This is a genomic window from Acidobacteriota bacterium, from assembly GCA_016184105.1.
GTDB lineage: Bacteria > Acidobacteriota > Vicinamibacteria > Vicinamibacterales > 2-12-FULL-66-21 > JACPDI01.
The window spans coordinates 41824-68392 of the sequence record JACPDI010000010.1; the positions used below are offsets into that span (position 1 = coordinate 41824).

22 protein-coding genes are annotated in these 26569 nt (G+C 68.2%); 13 read left to right on the forward strand and 9 right to left on the reverse strand.

What is annotated here, in order from left to right; translation table 11 throughout:
* Positions 1–253: 253 nt before the first annotated feature.
* A complete protein-coding gene (locus HYU53_03140; GenBank protein ID MBI2220182.1) occupies positions 254–2773 on the forward strand; it encodes an MASE1 domain-containing protein in 2520 nt (839 codons plus the stop codon).
* A gap of 38 nt (positions 2774–2811) precedes the next feature.
* Here the strand turns inward: HYU53_03140 and HYU53_03145 are convergent, their stop codons facing one another.
* From HYU53_03145 to HYU53_03155, 3 genes are all read right to left on the reverse strand, one after another.
* On the reverse strand, positions 2812–5256 hold the full coding sequence (locus HYU53_03145; protein MBI2220183.1) for an ABC transporter permease: 2445 nt from the start codon (positions 5254–5256) through the stop codon (positions 2812–2814).
* Between the two features lie 172 nt (positions 5257–5428).
* Complete coding sequence (locus HYU53_03150; protein ID MBI2220184.1) at positions 5429–6529, reverse strand: AraC family transcriptional regulator; 1101 nt, start codon at positions 6527–6529, stop codon at positions 5429–5431.
* Positions 6530–6575: 46 nt separating this feature from the next.
* Positions 6576–7703 carry an NAD(P)-dependent alcohol dehydrogenase gene (locus HYU53_03155; protein MBI2220185.1) on the reverse strand — a complete coding sequence of 376 codons (1128 nt, stop codon included), beginning with the start codon at positions 7701–7703 and terminating at the stop codon, positions 6576–6578.
* A gap of 102 nt (positions 7704–7805) precedes the next feature.
* Here HYU53_03155 and HYU53_03160 point away from each other — a divergent pair, with 102 nt between their 5' ends.
* Positions 7806–8633, forward strand: a complete 828-nt coding sequence (locus HYU53_03160; protein MBI2220186.1) for a GNAT family N-acetyltransferase — start codon at positions 7806–7808, stop codon at positions 8631–8633.
* Here the strand turns inward: HYU53_03160 and HYU53_03165 are convergent.
* On the reverse strand, positions 8603–8794 hold the full coding sequence (locus HYU53_03165; GenBank protein MBI2220187.1) for a DeoR family transcriptional regulator: 192 nt from the start codon (positions 8792–8794) through the stop codon (positions 8603–8605). The genes HYU53_03160 and HYU53_03165 overlap by 31 nt on opposite strands.
* Before the next feature lie 101 nt (positions 8795–8895).
* Between HYU53_03165 and HYU53_03170 the strand changes: the two genes are divergently transcribed.
* The 8 genes from HYU53_03170 to HYU53_03205 all read left to right on the forward strand — a co-directional run bounded on the left by HYU53_03170 (position 8896) and on the right by HYU53_03205 (position 17307).
* Positions 8896–9273, forward strand: coding sequence for a winged helix-turn-helix transcriptional regulator (locus HYU53_03170; GenBank protein ID MBI2220188.1), 378 nt, complete (start codon positions 8896–8898; stop codon positions 9271–9273).
* An 11-nt stretch (positions 9274–9284) separates the two neighbouring features.
* A complete protein-coding gene (gene arsD, locus HYU53_03175; protein MBI2220189.1) occupies positions 9285–9665 on the forward strand; it encodes an arsenite efflux transporter metallochaperone ArsD in 381 nt (126 codons plus the stop codon).
* Positions 9666–9697: 32 nt separating this feature from the next.
* Positions 9698–11467, forward strand: coding sequence for an arsenical pump-driving ATPase (arsA, locus tag HYU53_03180; protein MBI2220190.1), 1770 nt, complete (start codon positions 9698–9700; stop codon positions 11465–11467).
* A gap of 85 nt (positions 11468–11552) precedes the next feature.
* Entirely contained in the window at positions 11553–11999 is a 447-nt protein-coding gene (locus HYU53_03185; protein MBI2220191.1) for a hypothetical protein, read from the forward strand.
* 78 nt (positions 12000–12077) lie between these two features.
* Complete coding sequence (locus HYU53_03190) at positions 12078–13388, forward strand: TrpB-like pyridoxal phosphate-dependent enzyme (GenBank protein ID MBI2220192.1); 1311 nt, start codon at positions 12078–12080, stop codon at positions 13386–13388.
* Between the two features lie 205 nt (positions 13389–13593).
* On the forward strand, positions 13594–14634 hold the full coding sequence (locus tag HYU53_03195) for a helix-turn-helix domain-containing protein (protein ID MBI2220193.1): 1041 nt from the start codon (positions 13594–13596) through the stop codon (positions 14632–14634).
* A 64-nt stretch (positions 14635–14698) separates the two neighbouring features.
* The gene (locus tag HYU53_03200; protein ID MBI2220194.1) at positions 14699–16084 is read left to right on the forward strand and encodes an MFS transporter; all 1386 of its coding nucleotides are present in this window, start codon (positions 14699–14701) and stop codon (positions 16082–16084) included.
* A gap of 50 nt (positions 16085–16134) precedes the next feature.
* Positions 16135–17307 (forward strand): FAD-binding oxidoreductase, encoded by a 1173-nt coding sequence (locus HYU53_03205; protein MBI2220195.1) that lies wholly within the window; start codon positions 16135–16137, stop codon positions 17305–17307.
* Positions 17308–17326: 19 nt separating this feature from the next.
* Here the strand turns inward: HYU53_03205 and HYU53_03210 are convergent, their stop codons facing one another.
* Together HYU53_03210 and HYU53_03215 are read right to left on the reverse strand one after the other, a co-directional pair.
* Positions 17327–17674 carry a helix-turn-helix transcriptional regulator gene (locus HYU53_03210; GenBank protein MBI2220196.1) on the reverse strand — a complete coding sequence of 116 codons (348 nt, stop codon included), beginning with the start codon at positions 17672–17674 and terminating at the stop codon, positions 17327–17329.
* Entirely contained in the window at positions 17658–18116 is a 459-nt protein-coding gene (locus HYU53_03215; GenBank protein ID MBI2220197.1) for an SRPBCC family protein, read from the reverse strand. The genes HYU53_03210 and HYU53_03215 overlap by 17 nt, the downstream gene beginning before the upstream one ends.
* Before the next feature lie 226 nt (positions 18117–18342).
* Here HYU53_03215 and HYU53_03220 point away from each other — a divergent pair, with 226 nt between their 5' ends.
* Genes HYU53_03220 through HYU53_03230 form a run of 3 tightly spaced genes read left to right on the forward strand, consistent with a single transcriptional unit; the run spans position 18343 to position 22436 of the window.
* On the forward strand, positions 18343–21114 hold the full coding sequence (locus HYU53_03220; GenBank protein ID MBI2220198.1) for an insulinase family protein: 2772 nt from the start codon (positions 18343–18345) through the stop codon (positions 21112–21114).
* 9 nt (positions 21115–21123) lie between these two features.
* Entirely contained in the window at positions 21124–21741 is a 618-nt protein-coding gene (locus tag HYU53_03225; protein ID MBI2220199.1) for a hypothetical protein, read from the forward strand.
* Positions 21742–21767: 26 nt separating this feature from the next.
* Complete coding sequence (locus HYU53_03230; protein ID MBI2220200.1) at positions 21768–22436, forward strand: methyltransferase domain-containing protein; 669 nt, start codon at positions 21768–21770, stop codon at positions 22434–22436.
* Positions 22437–22439: 3 nt separating this feature from the next.
* On the opposite strand, the gene mscL is transcribed toward HYU53_03230, so the two are convergent.
* Genes mscL through bglX form a run of 3 tightly spaced genes read right to left on the reverse strand, consistent with a single transcriptional unit; the run spans position 22440 to position 26563 of the window.
* A complete protein-coding gene (gene mscL, locus HYU53_03235) occupies positions 22440–22865 on the reverse strand; it encodes a large conductance mechanosensitive channel protein MscL (protein ID MBI2220201.1) in 426 nt (141 codons plus the stop codon).
* Positions 22866–22918: 53 nt separating this feature from the next.
* Positions 22919–24313 carry a hypothetical protein gene (locus HYU53_03240; GenBank protein MBI2220202.1) on the reverse strand — a complete coding sequence of 465 codons (1395 nt, stop codon included), beginning with the start codon at positions 24311–24313 and terminating at the stop codon, positions 22919–22921.
* Between the two features lie 3 nt (positions 24314–24316).
* Positions 24317–26563: a beta-glucosidase BglX gene (gene bglX / locus HYU53_03245; GenBank protein ID MBI2220203.1), complete on the reverse strand. Its 2247-nt coding sequence runs from the start codon at positions 26561–26563 to the stop codon at positions 24317–24319.
* Positions 26564–26569: the final 6 nt, after the last annotated feature.

Genomic DNA, 26569 nt, shown 5'->3' on the forward strand with positions numbered 1-26569 from the left:
GGACCTTGCCGCGCGAATGTGGGAGCAGACGATCGACGGCATCAATCGCGGCTTGACACCTGATCAATTTGTCGAGGCCGTGAAGCTGAGCTCGTTGCCGCTCGCTTGCGAATCTGCCGACGTCGGTGGCCGCGCGCGGAAAAATTCTCTCGCACCGTGATCGGTATGAGGTCGATAATCTCGTCTATCGTGAGTTCCTGTGCGCGCCAAGACCTAGCGGAGATTTGGTGAAACAGCTCTCTGTGGCTGGCCGGTGATCGGGCGACGCATCCATCGGGACATCGCCGTGTGGAGCGCGCTTGGCGCGGTGTATTTTGCCGCGGGCAAGCTGGGTTTGAAGCTGGCGTTTGTCCACGCGAGCGCGACGGCCGTGTGGCCTCCGACCGGCATTGCGCTCGCCGCATTGCTCCTGCTGGGTCTGCGTGCCTGGCCAGGGATCTTGCTCGGGGCGTTCTTGGTGAACGTCACCACGGCGGGCACGGTGGCCACCTCGGGCGCCATTGCCGTGGGGAACACTTTAGAAGCGCTGATCGGCGCAGCGCTCGTGAACAGGTTCGCCAATGGCCGCCACGCCTTCAGGCGAGCCGAGGGTGTTCTGAGGTTCTGCCTGTTTGCGGCGCTGGCCAGCACGGTCGTGAGTGCCACGCTCGGTCCGGCCAGCCTGTCGGTGAGCGGGGCGGCAGATTGGCGCGACTACCGCGGGATCTGGCTCACATGGTGGGTCGGTGATGCCGTTGCGGCGGTGGTCGTGACGCCCGTCCTGGTTCTCTGGAGCACCCCTCCTTGGCTTGCGGGGGGTCGTCGCCAGGCGCTCGAAGCGGCGGCCGTGCTGGCGACGCTGATATTCGGCGCCTTGGTCGTCTTTGCCGGCTGGTCGCCTTTCACGACGAAGAATTATCCGCTGGAATTCCTCTGCATTCCTCCGCTGATCTGGGCGGCCGTTCGCTTTGGCCCGCGGGAGGCCGCGACCGGCACGCTTGCGCTGTCGGCGATCGCGATCTGGGGCACGCTGCATGGTTTCGGACCCTTCGCGAGGGCGTCCCATAACGAATCGCTGCTCCTCCTGCAGGCGTTCATGGGCGCCGTGGGCATGATGGCGCTGGCCATTGGCGCAGTCGTGTCGGAGCGCCGAGACGCGGAGCATCTTCTGCATGGACTGAACGACACCCTTGAGCAGCGCGTGCGCGAGCGCACGGCGGAACTGGGCGTCGCCAATGCAGCGCTGCGGGCCTCCGAGGGGCGGCTGAGCGGCATCGTTGAGATTGCGCAGGACGCCATTATCACCGTTGACGAGCGGCAGCACATCACGCTGTTTAATCAGGGTGCCGAGCGCATATTCGGCTACACCGCTCCGGAAGCGCTGGGGCAGCCGCTGCATCTGTTGTTGCCGGCTCGAGTCGTGGCCGCGCACGCCGAGCACGTCAAGCACTTCGCCCAGTCGCCGGACACGGCCCGCCTCATGGGGGAGCGGCGGGAGATTCTCGGCCGACGCAAGGATGGGAGCGAGTTCCCGGCCGAGGCCTCGATATCCAGGCTCGTCCACGACAAGCAGACCGTTTTCACGGCGATTCTGCGCGACGTGACCGAGCGCAAGCGGCTCGAAGAGCAGCTGCGGCAGGCACAGAAGCTGGAAGGTATCGGGCGACTGGCAGGCGGCATCGCGCACGATTTCAACAACCTGCTGACGGCCATCTTCGGCTATACCGACCTGTTGCTCGCAGGCCTGAGCGAGGACGACCCGCGTGCGTCCGACATGCGTGAAATCCGACGGGCGGCGGCGAGCGGTGCCGCGCTGACTCGCCAGCTGCTGGCGTTCAGCCGCAAACAAATCCTGCAACCGGCGCTCCTGGACCTGAACCTCGCGGTGCTGAACCAGGAGCGCCTGTTACGGCGGCTGATCGGCGAGAACATCGCCGTCGTCCTGCAGCTCGAGCCTGCGTTAGGACGTGTGCACGCCGACCCAACGCAGATCGACCAGGTCATCGTGAACCTGGCGGTCAACGCGCGTGACGCGATGCCCCACGGCGGCACGCTGACGATCGCGACGGCCCACGTCGATGTGGGTGAGGCCGCGGCGCGTGCCAACAGTTGGGTCGTGCCCGGACGCTACGTGCGTCTGCGGATCAACGATACCGGGCACGGGATGACGCCCGAGGTCCAGGCGCACCTCTTCGAACCCTTCTACACGACGAAGGCCTCGGGCCAGGGTACCGGCCTGGGACTGTCGACGGTGTACGGGATCGTCAAGCAAAGCGGCGGGTTTATCTCCGTGGAGAGCACGCCTGGGACAGGCACGACGTTTCTCATCGATCTGCCGCGCGTGGAAGCGCTCGCGCCCGCGACCGAAGCGCCCCGACGCGAGCTCGTCTCAACGGCGGGCGCCGAGACGATCTTGCTCGTGGAGGACGACGACCATGTACGCGATCTGGCTCGGCGAGCACTGGAGCAGCAAGGCTACACCGTCATCGTTGCCAGAAACCCCCGCGAGGCCCTCCTCACCTACACCGACCACGGCCGGCGCATCGCGCTCGTGCTCACCGATGTCGTGATGCCAGGTATGAGCGGCGCCGCACTCGCGGAGCGGCTGACGCGCGTCCGTCCGGACCTCAAGGTGCTCTATATGTCGGGCTACACTGAAGACGCCATTGTCCATCACGGCGTCTTGCGCACCGGCGTAGCCTTCCTTCCGAAACCGTTCACGCCCGAAACCCTGGCGCGGAAGGTCCGTGACTTCTTGGATACGGAAACGTGGAGCCAGCCGCCACCCGAGTGAAGGATCTCACTGGATGCAGTTCAAGTAAGCAGGAATCCCTATTCCCGGCGCAGCGCCTCCACGGGATCTGCGCGCGTCGCGCGGCGCGCCGGCACGTAACAGGCCAGCGCCGCGACGGCGGCGAGGGCCGTGATCGTGACGGCAAAGGTCGGGGGATCGGTCGGCGTGACGCCGAAGAGCAGGCTCTCGAGCGTTCGGGTCAGGCCGAGGGCCCCCAGGAGACCGGCCGCGACGCCGGCCGCCGTCGTCGCCAGGCCCTGCCCGAGGATCATCCGGCGCACGTCGCCGGGGCTGGCGCCCAGCGCGACCCGCACGCCAATCTCCCGCCGGCGCCGCGTGACGCTGTAAGCCATCACGCCGTAGATGCCGGCCACCGCGAGAGCCAGCGCCGTTCCCGCAAACGCGGCGACGAGCGTCAGGTTGAAGTACCGCGCGCCGAGCGCCGCCGAATAGATCTGCGCGAAGGTGCGGAAGCGCGGCGGGACGTCAGGCGCCACCTCCCTCAGGACGCCGCGCGCCGCGGCGATGGTCGCGCGCAGATCGGCGCCCGATCGGATCACCACCGTCGCCGAGAACCCCGGCCGCTGCAGCAGATCGACGTACACCGTCGGGCGTGGCGGCTGCTCGGGGCCGTACTCATGCGTATCACCCACGACGCCCACGATCGTGAGCGGCCGCAGGTCGCCGTCCATGTTGCCGAACTCGATCGTGCGGCCGATCGGATCGGCGCCCGGCCACCGGGACCGGGCGAGCGACTCGCTGATCACGGCCACGTGCGGCGCGGCCGGCGCGTCGCGATCGTCGAACACACGGCCGCGAACGAGGGGAATCCCGAGCGCGCGAAAATACGCCTGCGACACGGCACAGTAGTCGGCCGTGCCAAGCCTGTCTTTCCGCTGGAAGAGGACCCGGAGCTCGTCCATCGCCCTTGGTGCGTCCTCCGGCGAAATCACCGCGAAGAGACCGTCGGGCAGGCCGCCGTCCATGGGCACCGCGCTGGCCGCGGCCACGTCCTCGACGCCCGGAATCGCGAGCAGCCGGTCGAGGACGTCGGCATAGAACGGGGACAGCCGTGTCCTGGCCGACGGATCGTCCGAATGGGGCACCGCCAGATCCATCGCGACGAGTCCCTGGGTCTGGAATCCCGGATCCACCGCCAGCACGCGCATGAAGCTGCGGCCGAGGAGGGCTGCGCCGATGAGCAGCACGAGGGTGATCGCCACCTGTGCTGCCACGATGATCCGTCCGGCGCGCGGACTCGCGCCGCCCGCCTGGCCTCGCGCGTCGACAAGGATCGCGCGGGGTTCGCGCCGGGCCGCCCGCGCGGCCGTGACGAGGCCGAGCGCGACGGCGACCAGCGCCGAGAGGCCCATCGCGAAGGCCAGCACCGCTCGGTTCATCGACACGTCGTCCAGCCGCGGCAGGTTGGCTGGGGCGAGCGAGATTAAGGCGCTCGTCCCAAGCGAGGCAATCACGAGGCCCATCAGGCTGCTCGCCGTTAGGAGCACCAGGGCCTCGGCGACGAACTGGCGGACCAGCCGCCCGGGTCCCGCGCCGAGCGCGTGGCGAATGGCGATCTCGCGCTGACGCGCGGCGGCCTGCGCGAGGAGAAGGTTCGTCACGTTCGCGCAGGCGACGAGCAGGAGGAAGAAGACGGCGCTGAGGAGGATATACAACGTCGAGCTGACGCGACCCGTGAGCGAGGTCTGCAGGGGCACGGTCGCCGCGTCGGTCAGAAGATAGCTCCCTTGCTCAGGAGATTGGCGCACGATGTCCCTGGCGATCGCGCTGAGGTCGGCGGTCGCCTGCGCAACGCTCATGCCCTCCCGGAGCCGGCCAATGGCGAGGTAGTTGTGCGACGTCCGGCTCGTATTCTCCGCGTCGAGTTCGGCCGGTACCCACAGGTCAGCGCGGGCGGGAAACTGGAAGCCGGCGGGCATGACGCCCACCACCTGATACACGAGACCTTGGATGCGGAGGCGGAAGGCCGACAGGGATGCCGCCGACCCGAGCGACTGCGCCCAGTACTGGTGGCTTACGATGACGGCCGGCGCGGCGCCGAGGCGGGCATCGTCTGCACTGAAGGAGCGGCCGAGCGAGGGCTGGACCCCCAGGATCTTGAAGAAGTCCCTGGTCACCTGCGCGATCGTCTCGCGCGTCGGCTCGCCCGCACCGACAACCGACACCATCCCGGCGGCGTACTTCGCCATCGCGCCGAACGTCCGATTGCGATCGCGGAAGTCGTTGAAATTCGGGTCGGCGAGGCGCGAGTACGTGCCGCGGTCGTTGACTTCCCAGATGGCCATCAGCCGATCCGGTGCGGGGTAGGGCAGCGGACGCAGCAGCACACCATGGACGACGCTGAAGACGGCCGTCGTGGCGCCGATGCCCAGCGCCAGCGTGAAGATCGCGACGAGGGTGACGCCGGGGTTCCTGACGAGCACCCGGACGGCGTGGCGGAGATCGAGGAGCAAGGAGGCCATGTCGGTGTTCTCCGATCCTGATTGGACGGAGCGAACGTCCGGTATGTTGCCTGGTCACTCGGGCCGCGATCGTGGCTCCTTCTTCACATCAAGGATGGCCGTTGAGAATGCGAGTCCACCGTCAGCCATCCTTGTTGTACGTGTGAACGCTCTGAGACATCGGCCGCTCCCTCTAGCCGGCGCGAGTGCTCCGGGCTGACACCGTCCGGCAGGGCTCCACCCGTTGTTCGATCGCGGAGGCCTGCCTGCGACCGCCAAGAGGCAACGCACGCGTCGATCGACTGCGCTGCCCGTCGCGCCAGCGACCGGGTGACACGCCCTCCCATCGACGAAACGCGCGGAAGAACGAATTCGCGTCCTCGTAGCCGAGAAGATAGGCGATATCCGACAGTTCGAGCGCGGGTTGCATCAGATACTGGGTCGCCATGTCGCGGCGGGCCTCTTCGAGTACCTGCTGGTAGCTGACGCCGAGGTGGCCAAGCCGCCGCTGCAACGTGCGGGCGCTCGACCCGAGCTCGCGGGCGACGCTCCGGAGCCCCGGCCGCCCGCTGGCGAGCAGTCGCCGGAGCGCGCCCCTCACCTGCTCGTGGGCGTCCTGCCTCGCATTCCGATCGGCCAGCTCGGCATCCAGCTGCGGCGCGAGAATACCGAGCAGGTCGGCGTTGTGCGTCAGGAACGGACGATCGAGATCCGAGGCCCGAAAGATCAGCGCGTTGTCGGGAGCGTTGAACCGCACGCGGCAGCCGAAATGCGACTCGTACAGTTGGCGATTCCGCGCGGCGCGCTTCAGCTCCACACGATGCGGCCGAACGGCGCCACCGGTTCCCCTGGCCGCCAACGTGGCGATCCACGCAAAACACAGGTCGGTCAGCGCCCAGGGCTCGACATCTTCCGCGAGCAACCAGCGAAAGCGTACGGCGCACTCGCCGCCCCGGATCTTCACGTGAATCTCTTCCGGGCAGCACAGCTGCTTGTAGCGCGCCGCGCGCGCCACCGCATCGCGAAACGACGAGGCGGAGAGCGCAGCCAGCGCGACGAGGTCGAGCCGCTCAACGCGATCCTCGCTCCCGAGCGCGAGCCCGATCGCGGGATCGCCGCTGAGGTCGGCGACCGCGCGCCAGAACGCAAACAACTGCTCGGTCGTGAGGAAGCACTTCTCTTCCAGGAAGAGCGCCGGCGGCAGTCCGGCGCGTCGCAGTACCGCCTCCGGCGACACGGATCGCTCCTGCAGCCGAGCCGCGGTGAGCCGTGAGAGCCGGAAGCGAGTCACCATTCGTCGGATGTCCCCTCGATCAGGACAATGCTAGCACCGCGCGCGCCTACGCCGTCGAGGCAAGCGAGGCCATGTCGATGACGAAGCGGTACTTCACATCGCTCTTCTGGAGCCGGTCGAAGGCGTCGTTGATCTGCTGAATCGCGATCGTCTCCACATCGGCGGTGATGCCGTGCTCGCCGCAGAAGTCGAGCATCTCCTGCGTTTCGCGGATGCCGCCGATCAGCGAGCCCGCAAACCGCCTTCGCTTGAACAGCAGCCCGGCGATCGCCGTCGGCAGCGGCGCCTCCGGCGCGCCGACCATCGTGAGGACGCCGTCGCGCTTCAGCAACCCGATATACGCGTTCACGTCGTGAGGCGCCGACACCGTGTCGAGAATGAAGTCGAAGCTGTTGGCGTGCGCCGCGAGGCCATCGGCGCTCCTGGACAGGACGACCTCGTCCGCTCCAAGGCGGAGGCCGTCCGGGCGCTTGCCGGGCGACGACGTGAACAGGATGACGCGCGCGCCAAAGGCATGGGCGAACTTCACGCCCATGTGTCCGAGCCCGCCGAGCCCGACGATGCCGACCTTCTGCCCTGGGCCGACGCGCCAGTGGCGCAGCGGCGAGTACGTCGTGATGCCGGCGCAGAGCAGCGGCGCCGTCGCCGCCAGATCGAGTCGGTTGGGAACGCGCAGCGCGAACGCCTCGTCGACGACGATCGTCTCGGAGTACCCGCCGTACGTGACGCCGCCGGTATGCGGGTCCGGGCTGTTATACGTGAGGGTCATCGTGTTCTCGCAGTACTGCTCCAGGCCCTCGCGACAACTCGGGCACGCTCCGCACGAGCCCACGAGGCAGCCGACCCCCCCGAGGTCCCCTTCACGGAAGCGCGTGACATCCCGGCCCACCGCTTCGACCCGGCCGACGATTTCATGCCCGGGCACGCAGGGGTATTGCGTCGGCATCGTGTTCTGCCACTCGTTGCGCACCTGATGCAGGTCGGAGTGACACACGCCGCAGTAGAGGATCCGGATCTTGACGTCGGTCGGACCGACGGCGCGACGGTCGACCGAGAAGGGCGCGAGCCCGGCCGATGGAGACGACGCGGCATACGCCCGCGACGTGTGGCTGTGAGGATCGCTGGAGGACGTCTGGCTGACGGCCCCGGTCGGGAGATGTGGGTGTGTGGCCATGAGTCAAGTGTAGGTGGCGCGGAACGGGCGGTCACTAGCACGGCGCGCCATCATATATGCCGGACACGCCACGCCGGCGGAAGTCGCATAGTATCTGGCGTCATGTTCGCCGACGCGGCGCTCGCCGCCCGGATCGATCGCGCCGAGGCGCGCATGTGCGCGCACATCGCGGGGTCGATCGGCGCCGGCAGACCGGAGCCGGCGCCGCTCGTTCTGCCGATCAGCGGCGGGCACGCCGTCTATGTCGCCCCCTTGTCGCCGGTGAACAAAGTGATCGGCCTCGGGCTCGACGCCGACCTGGACCTTGCGGCGCTCGCGCGGATCGAGCGCGAATGGCGCGATCGCGGCGAGCCGCTCCGCATCGAGATGTCCGTCCTCGCGGATCCCTCGCTCGGGTCGGCGCTGACGGATCGCGGCTACCGGCTGCACGGCTTCGAGAACGTGCTGGGCCTGCCCCTCGATCGCACGCTGCCTGGCCCGGACATCAGCGCCGTCGCGGTCGAAATCGTCACGGCCGGCGAGTGCCCCACGTGGATCGATATCGCCGTGGACGCGTTCATGAATCTCGACGGCACTGGCAGCGTGCCACCGGACGCCCTGCCGCGCGAGCGCTTGAGGGCAGTCCTCGAGCAGATGATGGGCGTGCCCGGCTTCATCCGCTACCTCGCGCGGATGGAGGGGGAGGCGGTCGGCCAAGCGGCGATGCGGATCGACGGGGATCTCGCACAGATCGCCGGGGCGGGCACGCTGCCCCGTGCAAGAGGCCGCGGCGTCCAGAAGGCGCTCCTGCACCGCCGTCTCGCCGACGCGCGCGCCGCGGGCTGCACGCTCGCCGTCGTCACCACGGCGCCGGGCACGCGGTCTCAAGACAACGTGATGCGCCGCGGCTTCGAGCTGCTCTACGCGCGCGCGATTCTCGTCAAGCCGTAGACAACCCGCGGGCGGAGCACCACCGCGCTGCGAACGAGGACGCCACGTTCGACGAGCTGCTGGATGTCCCGCAGCGCCGTATCCTGCGAGCTGCCCGTCAGCGCCGCGCACTTCGACGTCGTCAGGTTGCCTTCGGAGCCCTCGAGCAGTCTGTTGATCACCAGCCGCTGGCGATCGTCCGCGCAATACGGCCATTGGCGTGTCGCGCTTCGGTTGTTGACGCCGAGCGCATCGCGGTGCTATCGTTAATCGTCGATAAACGATGACACCGAAAACGGTCCCCGGCAACCCTGCCCGCCCCGCCGCCGACGCTTGCTGCCCGCCGGAGGATCTCCGGGCAGTCGATCTGCTCCCGGCTGCGCTGGAGGGCCCCGCCGCCGATGAGGAACTGGCCGCGTTCGCCAAGGCGATCGCGCATCCCACGCGCGTGCGAATCCTCCGGATGCTCTCGAAGAAGGAAGCCCGGATGTGCAGCCACATCGTCGATGAGCTGCCGCTCGCGCAATCCACGGTGTCGGAGCATCTCCGCATCCTCCGAAGCGTCGGCCTGATCCGGGCCAACGAGAGCGGCCCGCGCGTCAGCTACTGCATCGTCCCGTCCGCGTTGAAACGGCTCAAGGCACTGCTCAAGGCGGTGTGAGGAATTCAGAGATGACCCGGATCGATGTTTTTGACCCTCCGATGTGTTGCTCGAGCGGCGTCTGTGGACCCGAGGTCGATCCGCTGCTCGCTGCGTTTGCCGCGGACGTGGACTGGCTGACGTCTCAAGGCGTGAGCGTGACGCGCCACAACCTCGCCCAGGAGCCGCAGGCGTTCGTAACCAATCCCCTCGTGCAGCAGGCGCTGCAACGCGACGGGGACGCGTGTCTCCCGCTCGTGCTCGTCAATGGCGAAATCGTCGGACGCGGGACCTATCCACGCAGAGACGAACTGGCACGCTTGTCTGGACTGACGCCGTCGGCCTCACGCACGAAGCCGCTGGTTCGAGTGTCGTCGGGCGGATGCTGCACACCCGGCTCCGGCTGCTGCTGATGGCGCTCCTCCCGTTCACTGCGACGCGCGTGATGTTTTTCACCGGGAAGGGTGGCGTCGGCAAGACGTCGCTTGCCTGCGCGACGGCCGTGGCGCTTGCCGACGGCGGCCGGCGCGTGCTCCTGGTCTCCACCGATCCCGCTTCAAACCTGGATGAAGTGCTTGGGGTCCGGCTCTCGACCCGTCCGACGGAGGTGCCGGGCGTGGCACGGCTCTCGGCGCTCAATATCGACCCCGAAACGGCCGCGCACGACTATCGCGAGCGCGTCGTGGGCCCGTACCGCGCCCTCCTGCCCGCCTCTGCCGTCGCGCGAATCGACGAGCAGCTCTCGGGCGCGTGCACCGTGGAGATCGCCGCGTTCGACGAGTTCACCACGTTGCTCGCCGACGCGAAGACCACCGCGGATTTCCACCACGTCATCTTCGACACGGCGCCAACGGGTCACACGCTGCGCCTGCTGAAGCTGCCGGCCGCCTGGACGGGATTCATCGACACGAATACCACCGGCACGTCGTGCCTTGGGCCGCTGGCGGGCCTTCAGGGAAGGATCACCCTTTACCGTGAAAGCCTCGCGGCCCTGTCGAACCCCGACGTCACGACCATCGTTCTGGTGACCCGGCCGGAGGCGTCGGCTCTGGCCGAAGCGATGCGAACGAGCGGCGAGCTGAAGGACCTCGGCGTCGCTCACCAGCGCCTTGTCGTCAATGGCGTCTTCACGGCCCACGACCCTGACGATTTTGTCGCTCGGGCGCTGGAGGCTCGTGGCCGGGGCGCGCTGCTCGAACTCCCGGAACGGCTTGCCGCGCTGCCCAGGACGGACGTGCCCCTGTTGTCATGGGCGCCCATCGGCCTCGACGGACTGCGGCGCGTGTTCAGGGCGCCTGTCGACGGAGCCGCAGGCATCGGCTCGCCGGAGGTGCCGGTGGACCTCCCGGGTCCGATCAGCGTCCTGGTTGACGACATCGAGCGTGACGGGCGCGGCGTGGTGCTCACGATGGGCAAGGGGGGTGTCGGGAAGACGACGACGGCCGCGGCGATCGCCGTGGAGCTGGCCGCGCGAGGTCACGAGGTCCTGCTGAGCACGACCGATCCCGCCGCCCACGTGGCGGACACGATCGGTGACGCTCTTCCCGGCCTTCGCGTGTCTCGCATCGATCCGGCCGCGGAGACGAAGGCGTATTCCGACGAAGTGATCGCTGCCGCGGCCCCTCGCCTTGATGCGCGTGGGCGCGATCTGCTCGAGGAAGATCTCCGCTCGCCCTGCACCGAGGAAATCGCCGTGTTTCGTGCGTTCGCCAGATCCGTTGGTGAGGGGGAACACGGCTTCGTGGTTCTGGATACCGCCCCCACGGGACATACGCTCCTGCTGCTCGACGCCGCCGAAGCCTACCACCGCGAGGTGTCCCGCACGCACGCCGCCGTGCCCGATGCGGTGCGCCACCTGCTCCCGCGCCTGCGCGATCCGCAGTTCACCAGGGTGCTCCTCGTCACCTTGCCCGAGGCGACCCCGGTCCACGAGGCGGCCCAGTTGCAGGAGGACCTCCGGAGAGCCGGCATCGAGCCATTTGCGTGGGTCGTCAATCAGAGTTTCGCCGGCGGAGCGATCAGCGATCCGGTCCTTCGTGAGCGCGGCGTTCGTGAAGCGCCGTATCTGGCGGAAGTCCGCGAGCGCCTCGCCCGGCGGGTTGCGTGGGTGCCGTGGTATCCCGAGCCGCCGGTCGGATCCGCGTGCCTGCGTCGCTTCGCGCGTCGCGTCGCCGAACCGATGCCCGCCCCGGCGATTGCCCAGCCTTGTCCTTGAGAGGACCGGCCGGCGCCGGCGCGGCGCGTGAGGCGGGACCGGCGCCCTTACAATATTCCGCTCCCTCGTTCGTCTACGCATATAGATGAAGGACGCGCCCGGCACGGACCCCGCGACCGTCTCGACGAGCTCGAGGCGGCGCTGGAGGAACTGCCAGGAGAGCAGCGCGACGTGTTCGTGGCGCACGAGCTGGAAGGACGCAGCTTCAAACAGCATCGCCCCGCTGGCGATCCTGGGTTTCCTGGCGTTCATCGCCGTCGGCACTGAAATCGTGCGGCAGCTCTGGAACTGGCTGCTGCCGGCGCTCTTCGGCTTTCCGCAGATCACCTTCTGGCAGGCGCTCGGGCTCCTGGCGCTGTGCCGGATCCTCTTCGGCGGGTTTGGACTTCGCGGCGGATCCGGGTCGCACTACCGCCGTCGATGGGAAGCCATGACGCCCGAGGAACGGGAACGAATCCGGGAACGCATGCTGGCGCGCATGCGCGAACGCTGGGGCGTGCGCCCGACCACCAGCGAGAGCCCGGGGCGATGAACTATGTCGCTCTGGACGCATTGACACGCTCCGGCAGCAGGCACTACGGTTGTGCAACCCAACCCGAGTGACGCGACGATGATCGACACAAAAATCACGCTGCCGGAATCAGACATTCCCACGCACTTCTACAACATCGTCCCGGATCTGCCGACGCCGCTGCCGCCGCCGCTCAATCCCGGCACGCGCGAGCCGATCGGTCCGGAGATGCTGGCGCCGATCTTCCCGATGGAGCTGATCGCGCAGGAGGTCTCGCAGTCGCCGACGATTGAGATCCCCGATGAGGTGCGGGAGATCTATCGGTTGTACCGCCCCAGCCCGCTGTTTCGCGCGAAGGCGTTCGAGGCGGCGCTCGATACGCCGGCTCACATTTACTACAAGTCGGAACATGTCAGCCCGGTCGGCAGCCACAAGCTGAACACCGCGCTGGTGCAGGCGTACGCGAACAAGAAGGAACGGGTGAAGCGGCTCGCGACGGAGACCGGCGCGGGCCAGTGGGGCAGCGCGCTTGCCTGCGCGTGCCGTCTGATGGGGCTCGAGTGCATGGTCTACATGGTGAAGATCAGCTACGAGCAGAAGCCGTACCGGCGCATCATGATGAAGACCTACGGCGCCGACGTCGTCGCGAGCCCCTCGCGCCTGACGGAGGCGGGGCGCAGGATTCTGGCCGAGTCTCCGGACTCACCCGGCAGTCTCGGGATCGCGATCTCCGAGGCGATCGAGGACGCGGTCAAACGCGAGGACACCAAGTACTCCCTGGGTTCGGTCCTCAACCACGTGCTCCTTCATCAGACGGTCATCGGCCAGGAAGCGAAGAAGCAGATGGAGCTGGCCGGCGAGTATCCGGACCTCGTGATCGCCTGCCACGGCGGCGGCAGCAATTTCGCGGGGCTCGTGTTTCCGTTTCTGAAGGACAAGTTGATTGGCTCGCGGAAGCGGCTGCGGGCGATCGCGGCCGAGCCCGCCGCGTGTCCGACGCTCACGGCAGGGAAGCGGGAGTACGACTTCGGAGACACCGCGGGAACGACCCCGCTCATGATGATGCACACGCTCGGGCACGGCTTCGTCCCGACGCCGGTGCACGCCGGGGGTCTGCGCTACCACGGGTCGGCGCCGCTCGTCAGCCATCTGCTCGCGGCGGGGCTGATCGAGGCGGAGGCGTACGAGCAGGGAGAAGTGTTCGAAAGCGCGATGACCTTCGCGCGGTGCGAGGGAACGATTCCGGCACCCGAGTCGGCGCACGCCATCCACAGCGTCGTGCGGCACGCGTGCCGCGCGCGTGAATCCGGCGAGCGGACGGTCATTCTGTTCAACCTGTCAGGACATGGCATCTTCGATCTGGCGGCCTACGACTCGTTGCTCTCCGGCACGATGAAGATGACGGGGTAGCGGATAAGTGGGACAGTCACACTTTTCCGCGAAACAGGGGAAAAGTGTGACTGTCCCACTTATCTGTCACCTGACGCCCCACGCGAGTTAACTCAACCGTGCGCGCGTTTCCGCCCTTGAACTGGTGCGCACATGTTGTTACTCTCGCGAAAGGTCTTCCGGCCCTCACCGCCACGGGGACGCCTCGCCAGAGGCTGCGCGGTGATTGTCCCTCGCGGGCTGTGAGCCATTCGGATTTCCATCACGTTCCCACCGCGACCTGTGTCCGCGTGTCCTGGACGTCGCAGAGGTGTTCCGCATGGGTGAGAGTTTCGGCGCTCGCTTGCGCCAGCAGCGTGAAGCGCACAACATCGCGCTCGCCACGATCGCCGAGCAGACCAAGATAAAGGTTGCGTTGCTTGAAGCCCTGGAGCGCGACGACCTGTCGCATTGGCCCTCAGGCATCTTTCGCCGTGCGTATCTTCGCGCGTACGCGCAGGCGATCGGCGTGGATCCCGATGTCGCGCTGCGCGAGTTCGTGGAGGTTCACCCTGAGCCGGCGGAAGCCGCCGACATCTCCGCGGCGCTGGCCACCACGACCGATACCGCGGGACGAAATGCCGGTCCCCCGACCCGGCTCCATTACATCGTCGGCACGGCGATCGGCTCCCTGGCCCGGCTTCGACGCGCTCCGGCTGCCGCGCATCCAGCTCCGGAGCCAGCCCCGGCCGGGACAACGGGTGTGATGGACGCCCAGGAATCCCCGTCGGCCGACCTCGATCTGCTGGCGGTCGCGCATCTGTGTACCCAACTTGGCCGAGTTGAACACGCCAGCGAGGTCCAGCCGCTGCTGCAGGAGGCCGGCACAATTCTCGAAGCCACCGGCCTCATCGTCTGGGTGTGGGATGCGGGCGCCGGGGAGCTGAGACCCGCGCTCGCACACGGCTACTCGCCCAAGGTGCTCGCGCACTTACCCGGCGTCGGGCGCGAGGCGGACAATGCGACGGCCGCAGCGTTCCGGTCGGCTCAGACCTGCTCGATTGACGGCGGCGAGCACGCGAGCGGCGCGCTGGTCGTGCCCTTGATGGCGCCGGGCGGCTGCGCGGGTGTACTCGCCATCGAGTTGCCGCACGGCCGCGAAAACAGGGCATCCGTGCGCGCGGTCGCGACAATCGTCGCCGCCCTCCTGGCGCAGCTCGTCGGCGGCGTGGCGGCCATGCCGGAGGCGCTCGACGAACGCGCCGCGCCGGACGCCAGGCTTGCCTAGCTGCGAGTGAGCCGGTCGCTCACGCCAATCCCGCAAGTGGTGTACGGTATCGCTCGGAGGACCTGTGGCGGACTCGCCAGACCCCGGCCCCGCGACGACGGTTCGATGGCGCATCGTCGCGCTGCTGGCCGCGTTCAGCCTCGTCAGCTATGCGCTGCGCACGAACATCTCGATCGCCGCCGCGTTCATGCGGGCCGACCTGCACCTGAGCCAGATCGAGCTGGGCCACATCTTCAGCGCCTTCATGATCGGCTACGCGATCTTCCAGGTACCGGCTGGCGCGCTGGGCGATCGGTTCGGCCCGCGCCTCGTCCTCACCGCGGCGGCCGCCCTGTGGGGGCTGACGACGCTCATGACGGGGGCGTTGCCTGGTGTCGTTGGAGGGGCGGCGGCCACGCTGGCCGTGCTTCTCGGCGTTCGGTTTCTCCTCGGTGTCGCCGAGGCGGCGACCTACCCGGTGGCCGCCTCCGCCATCGGGGTTTGGGTGCCCCCGTCGGAGCGCGCGTTCTCGAACGCGCTCGTCATTGCGGGTATGGCGCTGGGATCGGCATTCATTCCTCCGCTCATCTCGCGGTTGATGGTCGCGAGCGGCTGGAGGGCGTCCTTCTACGTCACGTCGGTGTTCGGATTCCTGATCGCGACGCTCTGGTGGTGGTACGCGAGAGATGACCCGGCGCATCATTCGTCGGTGAACGAGCGGGAACGGCGCGCCATCTCGGCGGGCCGGGAGCTGCCGGCCGGCGGCAGCGTCGCGCGTGGCGGCCCCCGGCGCCACGTGATCCACTGGCCGCTGTTCCGCAACCGGAACATGCTGCTCATCTCGGCGAGCTATTTCCTCGACAGCTACGTGCTGTTCATCTTCGTCTTCTGGTTCTATCTGTATCTTGTCGACGAACGGCAGCTCAGCATCCTGAGGAGCGGCGTCTATTCGAGCCTTCCCTGGATCACCGCGCTCGTCGTTGTGCCTGTCGCCGGCCGCGTGTGTGACGTGTTGTCCTCGAGGCGTGGGCCGCGCGTCGGGCGTCGCGTCGTGGCGATCAACGGGCTCGTCGTCTCGTCGCTCCTCCTGGCGTGGGGAGCCCGCACGCAGAATGCGGGGCTCGCCATCGCGTCGCTCTCCCTCAGCGTCGCGTTTCTGATGTCCACCGAGGGCCCGTTCTGGTCGGGCGCCATCGACATCTCCGGGGCTCACGCGGGTACGGCGGGCGGCATCATGAATACCGCGGGCAACCTCGGGGGTGTGGTCTCGACCTTCATCGTACCGGTTCTCGTGGAGCGATTCGGATGGATGGTCGCATTGGCGACCGGCTCGATCCTGGGGCTCGCCAGCGCGTTGTTGTGGCTGCTGATCCGTGTGGATGAAGCCGACCGCGGCTCGCGGGATGCCGCCGCGGCGCGCGCGGCCGCCCCGCACGCCCGGACGCTCGAACCGCGTCCTCCCGTGATGTAGGATCTGCTGACATCCGGCGGTACGGTCGCTCGAGGAAGGTGGAGGCGCGCATGGCCAAGACAGCCGAAGTTGTCGTCGTGGGTGGCGGGGTCAACGGGTGCAGCATCGCCTTTCACCTGGCGCGCCGCGGCACCCGGAACGTCGTCCTGGTCGAGAAAGGACACGTCGCGTCGGGGCCGACCGGCGTGTCGAGCGGCGTGGTCAGGCAGCACTACACGCACGAGACCCTTGCGGCGATGGCGCGCGACAGCGTCCGCGTGTTCGAGCACTTTCGCGAGGAGACCGGCGGGGACGCCGGCTTCGTCCAGTGCGGCGTGGTCTTCCTGTCGGGACCTGAGAACGCAACCGTCCTGGCCTCCACCGTCGAGATGCACCGTCGCATCGGGATCCAGGAGTCGCTGCTCTCGGTTGGCGAACTCAAGGCGCTCGACCCGCAGCTCTTCGACGAGGACGTCGCCTGCGGCGCCTACGATCCCGACGGCGGCTACGCGGATCCGACGCTGGCGGCCAACAGCTTCGCCGACGCGGCGAAGCGCCTGGGCGTGGAGATCCTGAAGCGCACGACGGTCACCGGCCTCCGCCTTGACGGCGGAAAGGTGGCGGGTGTCGCGACCGACAAGGGGGACATCGCCACCGGAACGGTCATCAATGCGGCGGGAGCGTGGGGCGCCAGGATTGCGGCACTGGCGGGCGTCGAGATTCCGATCACCGTCACGCGGCACGCGGTGGTCGTGACCGAACGGCCGGCGTCGTGGCGCAACCCGACGCCGGTCTGGGGGGATCTCATCGGCGGCTGGTACTTCAAGCCCGACGGCCGGGCCGGCATGATGGTGGGCTCCGTTCAGGACGACCACCGCGCCGTGGACGCGGACAACTACGTCGACGTTGCCACGCACGACGAAGTCGTCGCCGCCGCCGCCGCCCTCCTCCGCCGCTTTCCGATTATGGAAGAGGGCACGGCACGAAGCGGATGGGCGGGGCTGTACGACGTCACGCCCGATTCACAGCCGGTCATCGATCGGATCCCGAGCGTGCCGGGGTTTTTCTGCGCCGTCGGCTTCAGCGGCCACGGGTTCAAGATCTCGCCGGCCGTCGGCCGAATCGTGTCCGAGCTGGTGCTGGACGGACAGTGCCGCAGCTACGACATCGGCATCTTCCGCCACGATCGGTTTCACGCCGGAGATCTGCACCCGAGCGCGTACACGTACGGCATCCTCGGCTGATCCGGCCGTCGCTTTGGGTTCACGGTTTCCCCTCCACGAAGGCGCGCAGCCGGTCGATCGCGGCGTCCCACTGGGTGGAGATTTGATCGAGGCAGCGTCGCGCGTTCTCGAGGCGCTTCGGCTCGAGCTGCCAGATCCGTTCGCGTCCCGAGCGCGTGCCGTGCACGAGGCCGGCTTCCGCCAGGGTGTGCAGGTGCTTCGTGACCGCCTGGCGGGTGACGCCGGCTCCCTCGCTCAACCGCGCGATCGAGAGCGGGCCCTCGTGGCACAACCGGGCGACGAGTCTCAACCGCGTCGTCTCACCAAGCGCCGCAAAGACCGGTGCGGCATCCTTCAGCGCCGTGGCGGCGTTACGGCCTCGTGACATGGCGTTCGATGTTCCGGGCCTGCTCCGTCCAGCCTCCCTCGTTCATCCGGAACGCGTCGGCGCGGCGGGCGAGCGGGATGCGGTCGAAGCCGGACTCGACAATCGTGAGCACGGTGCCCTCGGCGGTCTCGTCGAGCGTGAACTCGACGAGCGTCGTGGGCTCGTGTGAGTAGTCGGCGCTCGGATCCACGGCGGCGGGATGCCAGCGATAGGCCAAGTACCGCTGAGGTTCGATTCGTTCGACCAGCACTTCCATGGTCAGGTGCTCGTAGCCCGGATGCGTGACGTTCCCGCGGACCGTCGCCCCTTCCACGAACGGCGCTTCGAGCGTGACCCGGAACCACTCGCCGAACTCCTTGGCGTCGGTGAGCGCGCGCCAGACACGCGAGCGCGCCGCTCGCAGCACGACGCGTTTCTCGATGCGATCCGTGACCGTTTCCATATACAACCTCCAGGTTGCATATTGTGGACGAGGCGTCGCTCCAAATGCAACCGTGTAGTTGCTGAATGAATCGGCCTGACGGACCGCTCGGAAGTGAGCAAGGCCTTGGTCTCGTCGACGCTGCCGTCGTCGCGCTGGCCGAAACCCTCGGCCTCTCGCGGATCGCGACGACGGACCGGCGGCCGTATAGAATCTCGTCTTGTCCAATCGCTGGAGGGAGTGATTCATGGCACGACTGCGTTCTGTGCCGGCCGCGCTCGCGCTGGTGCTCCTGGCAGGCCCCGTGGGGCTGATGAGCCAGGCGCCGGAGCGGGCGCCGATGCCGAAGCTCGAATTCGAGGCGTTCACGCTGCCGAACGGCCTGCAGGTCATCCTGCACGTCGATCGCAAGCTGCCGATTGTCCACGTGAACCAGTGGTTCCACGTGGGTTCGAAAAACGAGCGGGCGGGGCGCACCGGCTTCGCGCACCTGTTCGAGCACATGATGTTCCAGGGGTCCAAGAACGTTCCCGGCGAGTACTTCACGCACGTGGAACGGGCCGGCGCGAACGTCAGGGAAGGGGGCGTCAACGGCACCACCAGCCAGGACCGCACGAACTACTTCGCCACCGTGCCGTCCGCGAACCTCGAGGCGCTTCTGTGGCTGGAGTCCGATCGCCTGGCGACGCTCCTCGACGTGACGGACCAGAAGAAACTGGACAACCAGCGCGACGTCGTGAAGAACGAGCGCAGGCAGAGCTACGAGAACCAGCCGTACGGACGGTGGTATCCGATGCTGACGGAGGCGGTATTCCCGGAGGGCCATCCTTATTCATGGCCCGTCATCGGAAGCCAGGAGGACCTCTCCGCCGCGGCGCTGGACGACGTGAAGGACTTTTTCCGGCGGTACTACGCCCCGAACAACCTGTCGCTCGCCATCGCGGGGGATTTCGATCCGGCCGAAGCGAAGGCGCTCGTGCAGAAGTATTTCGGCGATCTGCCTCCGGGTCCGGCGCTCGATCGTCCCGCGCGCTGGGTCCCCCGGCTCGAGAGCCCCAGGGTCTTCGAGGTGAAGGACCGCGTCTCGCTCGAGCGCGTGTATGTCGGGTGGCCGACGCCGGAGTACTTCGGAAAAGACGAAGCGGAGATGGATCTGGCGGCCCGCGTGCTCGCCGACGGTCTCTCGTCGCGCCTGAACAAGTCGCTCGTGTACGATCGGCAGCTCGCGTCCGGCGTCAGCGCCTTCAACATCAGCGGCGAGATCGCCGGGCTCTTTGTCGTGTTTGCCACCGCGCGGCCCGGCGCATCGCTCGCTGAAATCGAGCAGATCATCGAGCAGGAGGTCGCGCGGCTCGCGAAGGAAGGGCCGGCCGCGGCGGAGCTCGATCGCGCCAGGACGAAGCAGGAGTCTGAGTTCATCTCCGGCCTCGAGCGCATCGGCGGCTTCGGCGGCAAGGCCGACGTGCTCAACCAATATCAGACGTTCCTCGGCGATCCGGGCAAGATCGAGGCGGACATCACCCGGTATCGGAACGTCACGGCGGATTCGCTGCGGCTGGCGGTCGCGCGCTGGATCGACACGCCGAACCGCGCGGTCGTGCGGTTCCATCCCGAGCAGTCGCAGCGGCCGGCGACCTCCGCGGTGGATCGGTCCAAGATGCCGCCGCTCGGGACCGACCGGCCCTTCACGGCACCTGTCGTGCAGACCACGACGCTGCCCAACGGCCTCGAGATCCTCGTCGTCGAGCGCCGCGATTTGCCAAAGGTCACCTTCTCGCTGGTCACGCGCGCGGGGGCCGTGGCCGACCCCGCCGGCAAGGCGGGCACCGCGCAGCTCACGCTCACGAACATCGACATGGGGACGAAGACGCGCAAGGCGCTGGAGATTGAGGACGCGCTCGGCGCGCTCGGCACGACGCTGACCGGATCGGTGGGACGCGAGAGCGCGCGGCTCGGCATCGACGTGCTGTCGCGCAACCTCGCGCCTGCCCTCGCGATCGTCGCCGACGCGGTGCAGAACCCGACATTTCCCGAAGCGGAGGTCGCGCGCGAGAAGAAGCGGCTGCTCGACGCCCTTGCCCAGCAGGACCGCAACCCCAACGCGGTTGCGGGACGCCTCGCGCCGATGCTGGCGTTCGGTGCCGATCATCCGTACGGCCGACCGGTCCAGGGGCTGAAGCGCACGATCGAGCCGTTGACGCGCGCCGACCTCGCCGCCTTCCACGCGGCGCGCTGGAAGCCGGGCTCGACCGCGCTGATTTTTGCCGGCGATGTGACGCTTGCGCAGGCGACCGAGCTGGCCAGGCAGCATTTCGGGAGCTGGGCCGGCGGCGCCGCGCCCGCCATTCGCATTCCCGCACCCGCGCCGGCGCAGAGCGGCCGGATGTATTTCGTCGACCGCCCCGAATCTGCCCAGACCGTCGTCGCGCAGTGGCTGCCGGGCATCCCGCGCAGGTCGCCCGACTACGACGCGCTGTCGCTGGTGGACGCGGTCTGGGGCGGCGGCGGTTTCGGGACGCGCCTCAACCTGAACCTGCGCGAGGACAAGGGGTACTCGTACGGCGTGTTCTCGAACTTCAGCCCGCTCTCGAGCGGTGGCAGCTGGACGGCGAGCGGCGGGGTGCAGACGGACAAGACCGCCCCCTCGGTGGTGGAGTTCCAGAAAGAGCTGAAGGACCTCGCCGGCAACCGCCCGATCACGGCCGAGGAACTCGCGCATGCGAAGACGCGTCGCGTGCGTGGCTACGCGCAGCAGTTCGAATCGCTGTCGCGCGTCGCCGGCCAGATCGCCACGCTGTGGACGCTGGGGCTGCCGATGACCGAACTGCAGCGCGAGTACGACGCCACCAACGCCGTGACGCCCGCGCAGATCGAGGCGGCCACGAAGCAATACGTCCGGCCGGACGCGTCCGCGATGCTGCTGGTCGGCGACCGGGCGAAGGTCGACGGGCCGCTTCGCGAGCTGAAGCTCGGGGACATCGTGCTGCTGGATGTCGACGGCAATCCGGTGTCGAAGTAATCGATGCGCGTGGCGATCGTCGGCGGACCGGGAATCGGCAAGAGCACCCTCGTGCGGCAGCTCGGCGACCTGTATCACAACGGGTCGTACGGCGAGGGAGAAAAAGGGGTCTGGGAGCCGCGCGTGCTCGCCGACATCGGGGCGGGCCTGAATGCGGTGGGCGTCACCGCCTACTTCGCGAGGTTGTACGACGCGAACTACCGCGACGCGGCGACGCACGACGCGCCGGACAGGGTGATCTTCTTCGAAGGGGCGCGCATCACGCTCGAGGCGCACATCGCGGAGTACCCGCCGGAGCACCACGCGGAGCTGCGCAAGGTGCTCGCCATCGGCGAGGCGTGGCGCCCCGACCGGACCATCGTGCTCACGTCGAGCACGGACACGATCGACAAGCACATCCGCCAGCGGAACCGTCCACATGAAGCCGCCGACAACATGGTCCGGCGGTTCCGCTTGATCGACGGCGAGTTCCGCCGGCTCGCGCCGTTATACCCCGACACCGTCATCATCAACCGCGACGGCATGGAGTTCCACGATCGACAAGGCCTCATGACCATTATCAAGGCGGCGGGGCTGCCGCCGTTTCGCGAGATTCCCTACGAGCAGATTGATCGCTACCGGGGCTGATCGCGGAGCAGGTATACTTGCGCGCCATGAAGCCCTTCGCCACCCGCGTCATCCCCGCCATGGCCACCGCCGCGGCAGTCGCCTGCCTCGCGCTTCCCGCCCGAGCGCAGCAGACCGCGCTGACCGACGCGCAGCTGAAGTCCGCAGAGATCGAGGTTCCGCGGCTCGTGGAGCTGCTGGAATTGAAGCCGGGCGTGACCGTCGCGGACGTGGGCGCGGGCTTCGGCGCATGGACGGCGCGGCTGTCGACGGTCGCCGGCCCGGGCGGGCGCGTGTACGCCACCGAAGTGGGTGCCGCCCAGCTCGCGGCGCTGCGCGAGATGGTGCAACGTGAGCGGCTGACGAACGTGACTGTCGTGGAGGCGTCGGAAGACGCCGCGAATCTGCCGGCCGCCTGCTGCGACGCCATCCTGATCCGCGACGTGTATCACCACCTCACGCGCCCCGAGGACATCATTCGCAGCGTCGCCGCGTCGCTGAAACCGGGGGGCAGGCTCGCGATCGTCGACTTCCCGCCGAGGCCGAACTCGGAGGTCCCCCGCGGCGTTCCCGCGAACCGGAACGGCCACGGCGTGCCGCCGGAGGTGGTGGAACGCGAGGCCGGAGCCGCCTTGACGCACGTCAGGACAGTCCTGATGTGGTCGCCTGAGAGCCAGCCGGCTTCGCTGTTCCTGTCGCTCTTCCGAAAGCCGTAGCGCCTACAGGTCGGCGCAGCACGCGGAGCAGCGCCGCGCCGCGAGCGGAATGGCCGACAGGCACTTCGGGCATTCCTTCATGGTCGGGGCCACCGGCTGCTTGAGCCGGTTCGCCTGTTTCACGACAAGAAAAATCGCGAAGGCGACGATCAGAAAGTTCACGATCTCGTTGATGAACGCGCCGTACGCGATGACCGGCACGCCCGCGGTCTTCGCGGCCGCCAGCGATTCCGGCGTACCCTTGCTGTGATCGAGGACGACGAAGAGGCTCGAGAAGTCCACGTTGCCGAGGACCAGCCCGATCGGCGGCATCAACACGCCCTCGACGAGCGCCGTCACAATCCTGCCGAACGCCGCGCCGATGATGACCGCCACGGCAAGATCGAGCACGTTGCCGCGCGACACGAACTCCCGGAATTCTCTCAGCATGACTCCTCCCTGCGCGTCGCACCGGGCCAGGGCCCGGGTCTCCAACGCATACGCTACTGCGTTGGCGGTCGTGAGCCAACGGGAGAGATCAGCGGCGGGGCGCCGGCCGTCCGCTCCAGGCCCGCGCGCCGCATGGCCGCTGGAATCTCGCCATTCTGCATGAACCAGCGCCAGACATTCCCGGTGCGCAGGTTTTCCGCGCTCAGGAGGGTGATCCCGACGTCGATGCCGATGACGTCCGGGTTCACCCATCCGTCCGTCGGGTGGAACGCATCGGCGAAGCCGTAGCGCCCGTAGATGCGGTCGCCAAAGCGCTCGCGCAGCTCGCGCATGACGGGCAGCGTGATGTCGGGCGTGAACATCAGGGAACCCGCCGCCGCGCACGGGACGACGCTGCCGTCGATCGCCTTGTGGCGCGGCGGTCCACCCCACGCCACATAGCCCTTCCGGCTGTCGGACGCCGTGAGGCCCCACACGTGCTCCGTGTAGCCGGGAAACTCGTCCGACACCCGCAGGCAGAACGCCTTGTGCGCGCGCGTGGCCGTCACGGAGTTCTCGAACCAGTCGATGTGCGGCGCCTGCCGCTCGCGCCAGCCGCGGAAGTCCACCCACGCGTGCGCGAACTGGTGGACGAACAGCGGGGGCGGCCCGCCGATGTACGAGTATTCGCCGAACGTGATCGCCGGGCGTCGCCAGGCGAGCCAGGACTCGGCGGGAAGGGGGTGGGTCGGCGAGCCGATGCCCAGCAGGTACAGAACCATCAGCTCGCAGTAGTGATCCCATCGTGCCTTGACGAACCCGCTCTCCGGCTTCCAGCCCATGGAGAGGAGCAGCGGGTCTCCCGCCAGCATCCACGGAAAGTCGATGCGGCGATAGATCGTCTCGGCAAGCCGCGGGATCTCCGCGTCATCAGCGAAGCACTGCCGCACGGTGAGCGCGCCGGCGACGAGCAGCGCCGTGTCGATCGAGGACAGCTCGCTCTTCCATTCGCGCGCCCCCGTTCGCAGGTTCACGAAGTGGTAGAACCAGCCCCGGTGATGCTCCATGCGCTCGGCAAAGAACCGGAGCGTCGTCCGGACGCGATCGATCGCCTGCCGGCGGGGAAGCCAGCCGCGCTCGGCGGCAATGCAGAGGCCGGACAGCCCGAACCCCACGGAGGCAATGCTGCCCACGTCCCTCGCGCGTCCGTCCACCGGAGAGCCGTCGGTGCGCGAGCGGTCTCGCACGATTCCCGTGGAGGGATCGGCCTGCTCCCAGAAGAACATGAACGAGCGCTTCGAGAGATCCTCGAGGAGCGCCTCGTCTGCGGCCGACAGCGGCATTGGCGCGGTGCCGCGTTGGGCAGCCGGCGCGGGCGCCGAGGGACGCCCGCCCGCGCATCCCGCGACCGCCGCCGAGCCGAAGCACAGGGTGACGAGCAGGGTGACGAGCGATCTTGCGCGGCTCACGGGCTATCTCACCTCGAAGGTACCCGTCAGCCCGCCCACCGAGCTGTTGCTGACGCGCACGCGGAACGCGCCCGGCTCGACGATCCACTTCATGTCGCGGTCGTAGAAGCCGAGTTCCCTGGGACCAAGACTGAACCTCACCTGTCGCGTCTCGCCGGGCTCCAACGTGACACGCTGAAAGCCCCTCAGCTCCTGCACGGGACGCGTGAGGCTTGCGACCACATCCTGAACGTACAGCTGTACGACCTCGTCGCCTTCGCGCGATCCGCCGTTGGTGACGTCGACCGACACGTCGATGCCACCGTTCGGCGGAATGCGCGCGGCCCCGAGACGCAGGCTCCCGAGCTTGAACTCCGTGTAGCTGAGGCCGTGGCCGAACGGGAAGAGCGGCGTCCACGGGACGTCGAGATACTTCGAGGTGTACCTGTCTTTGTCATCCGGCGGGCGCCCCGTGCTCTTGTGGTTGTAGTAGATCGGCACCTGCCCGACTGCACGCGGAAACGTGATCGGCAGCTTGCCGCCGGGATTGACCTTGCCGAACAGCACGTCTGCGACGGCGTGTCCCGCCTCAGTGCCCGGAAACCACGCCTCGAGGACCGCCGGCGCGTGGTCGGCCAGCCAGGGAATCGTCAGCGGCCGGCCGTTCATGAGCACGACGGCCGTCGGCCTGCCCGTCGCGGTGAGGGCCTGCGCAAGCTCGAGCTGCCGGCCGGGGAGATCGAGCGACGTGCGGGAGGAGGCCTCGCCGCTCATCGCGCCAGTTTCCCCTATCACAAGTACCACCGCGTCGGCGCTTCGCGCGGCCTGCACGGCGCGTTCGATTCCAGCGCGATCGGATCCATCGCTCTCCTGCGCCGCCGCCATCAAGTTCTTGACGTCAAGCGCCACGCCCTGCTCGTACACGACCTTCGTGGCGGCGCTCGCCGCGGCCTTGATGCCCTCGAGGACCGTCACGACATCCTCCTCCCTGCCGTCGCCCGTCCAATTGCCCATCATGTCGTGGCGGTTATCGGCAAGCGGCCCGATCACCGCGATCGTGCCGAGTGAGGGCGAGAGCGGCAGGACGGCACGGTCGTTCTTGAGGAGGACCATCGAGCGGGCGGCTATCTCGCGGGCCGCGGCGCGGAATTCCGGTTTGCCGATCGTGACCTTTTCGCGGGCCGGGTCGGCGTACGGCCGATCGAACACGCCCGCGCGCAACTTGATGCGCAGAACGCGGCGCACGGCTTCGTCCAGCGCGGCCACGGGGAGCCGCCCCTCCCTCACCAGCCGCACGCCGTGGCTCACGTACGAGCGGCTGACCATTTCCACGTCCACGCCGGCTGCCAGCGCCTGGCGCGCCGCGTCCGCCTCGTCTGCGGCCAGCCCGTGGTTGATCAACTCCACGACGGAGCGGTAATCGGACACCACGAGGCCGTCGAATCCCCACTCCTTCCTGAGCACCTGCGTGAGCGTGAACGGGTTGGCGGATGTCGGCACGCCGTTCAGATCGTTGAACGCGCTCATGAACGTACCGACCCCGGCGTCCACCGCCGCCTGGAACGGCGGAAAGTACACCGTGCGGAGCGTCCTCTCGGACATGTCGACGGTGTTGTAGTCGCGGCCGGCCTCCGCCGCCCCGTAGGCCACCCAGTGTTTCGCGCAGGCGACCACGCGATCGGGCCGGCTGTAGTCGTCTCCCTGGAAACCGCGCACGCGTGCGCGCGCGAAGGCGGCGCCCAGGAACGGATCTTCGCCCGCGCCTTCCGCGACGCGCCCCCATCGTGCGTCCCGTGCGACGTCCACCATCGGCGCGAACGTCCAGTGGAGCCCGACGGCGCGGCTTTCCGCCGCCGCGATCGCCGCCGATCGCTCCGCTGCCGCGGGATCCCACGTGGCAGCCTCGCCCAGGGGAATGGGAAAGACCGTTCGATACCCGTGGATCACGTCGAAGGCGAAGATGAGGGGAATCCTCAGCCGCGAGCCTTCCACCGCGGCGCGCTGCAGGGCGTTTACCTGCTCGGCGCCGCGGACGTTCAAGGTCGATCCGAGCAGACCTTTCCGTGCGAGCTCGAGGTGTTCCTCCCGGTACCGCCCGTCCGCATGGCCATCGAGCTGCTGAAGCTGGCCGAGCTTCTCCTCGATCGTCATCTGCGCGAGGAGATCGTCGATGCGGCGCTCGAGGCCCGCGGGCTGCGCATCGAGCAGCGGGGAGGCGGCGAGGGCGACCGCGATCGCGCCCGCCGCGAGCGGGAGCGGATGAGGTTTCATACGCCG

Coding starts and splice junctions, on each gene's coding strand:
- HYU53_03145 (MBI2220183.1), bottom strand. CDS start 5,256: ATGGCCTCCTTGCTCCTCGATCTCCGCCACGCCGTCCGGGTGCTCGTC.
- HYU53_03150 (MBI2220184.1), bottom strand. CDS start 6,529: ATGGTGACTCGCTTCCGGCTCTCACGGCTCACCGCGGCTCGGCTGCAG.
- HYU53_03155 (MBI2220185.1), bottom strand. CDS start 7,703: ATGGCCACACACCCACATCTCCCGACCGGGGCCGTCAGCCAGACGTCC.
- HYU53_03160 (MBI2220186.1), top strand. CDS start 7,806: ATGTTCGCCGACGCGGCGCTCGCCGCCCGGATCGATCGCGCCGAGGCG.
- HYU53_03170 (MBI2220188.1), top strand. CDS start 8,896: ATGACACCGAAAACGGTCCCCGGCAACCCTGCCCGCCCCGCCGCCGAC.
- arsD (MBI2220189.1), top strand. CDS start 9,285: ATGACCCGGATCGATGTTTTTGACCCTCCGATGTGTTGCTCGAGCGGC.
- arsA (MBI2220190.1), top strand. CDS start 9,698: ATGTTTTTCACCGGGAAGGGTGGCGTCGGCAAGACGTCGCTTGCCTGC.
- HYU53_03185 (MBI2220191.1), top strand. CDS start 11,553: ATGAAGGACGCGCCCGGCACGGACCCCGCGACCGTCTCGACGAGCTCG.
- HYU53_03190 (MBI2220192.1), top strand. CDS start 12,078: ATGATCGACACAAAAATCACGCTGCCGGAATCAGACATTCCCACGCAC.
- HYU53_03205 (MBI2220195.1), top strand. CDS start 16,135: ATGGCCAAGACAGCCGAAGTTGTCGTCGTGGGTGGCGGGGTCAACGGG.
- HYU53_03210 (MBI2220196.1), bottom strand. CDS start 17,674: ATGTCACGAGGCCGTAACGCCGCCACGGCGCTGAAGGATGCCGCACCG.
- HYU53_03215 (MBI2220197.1), bottom strand. CDS start 18,116: ATGGAAACGGTCACGGATCGCATCGAGAAACGCGTCGTGCTGCGAGCG.
- HYU53_03220 (MBI2220198.1), top strand. CDS start 18,343: ATGGCACGACTGCGTTCTGTGCCGGCCGCGCTCGCGCTGGTGCTCCTG.
- HYU53_03230 (MBI2220200.1), top strand. CDS start 21,768: ATGAAGCCCTTCGCCACCCGCGTCATCCCCGCCATGGCCACCGCCGCG.
- mscL (MBI2220201.1), bottom strand. CDS start 22,865: ATGCTGAGAGAATTCCGGGAGTTCGTGTCGCGCGGCAACGTGCTCGAT.
- bglX (MBI2220203.1), bottom strand. CDS start 26,563: ATGAAACCTCATCCGCTCCCGCTCGCGGCGGGCGCGATCGCGGTCGCC.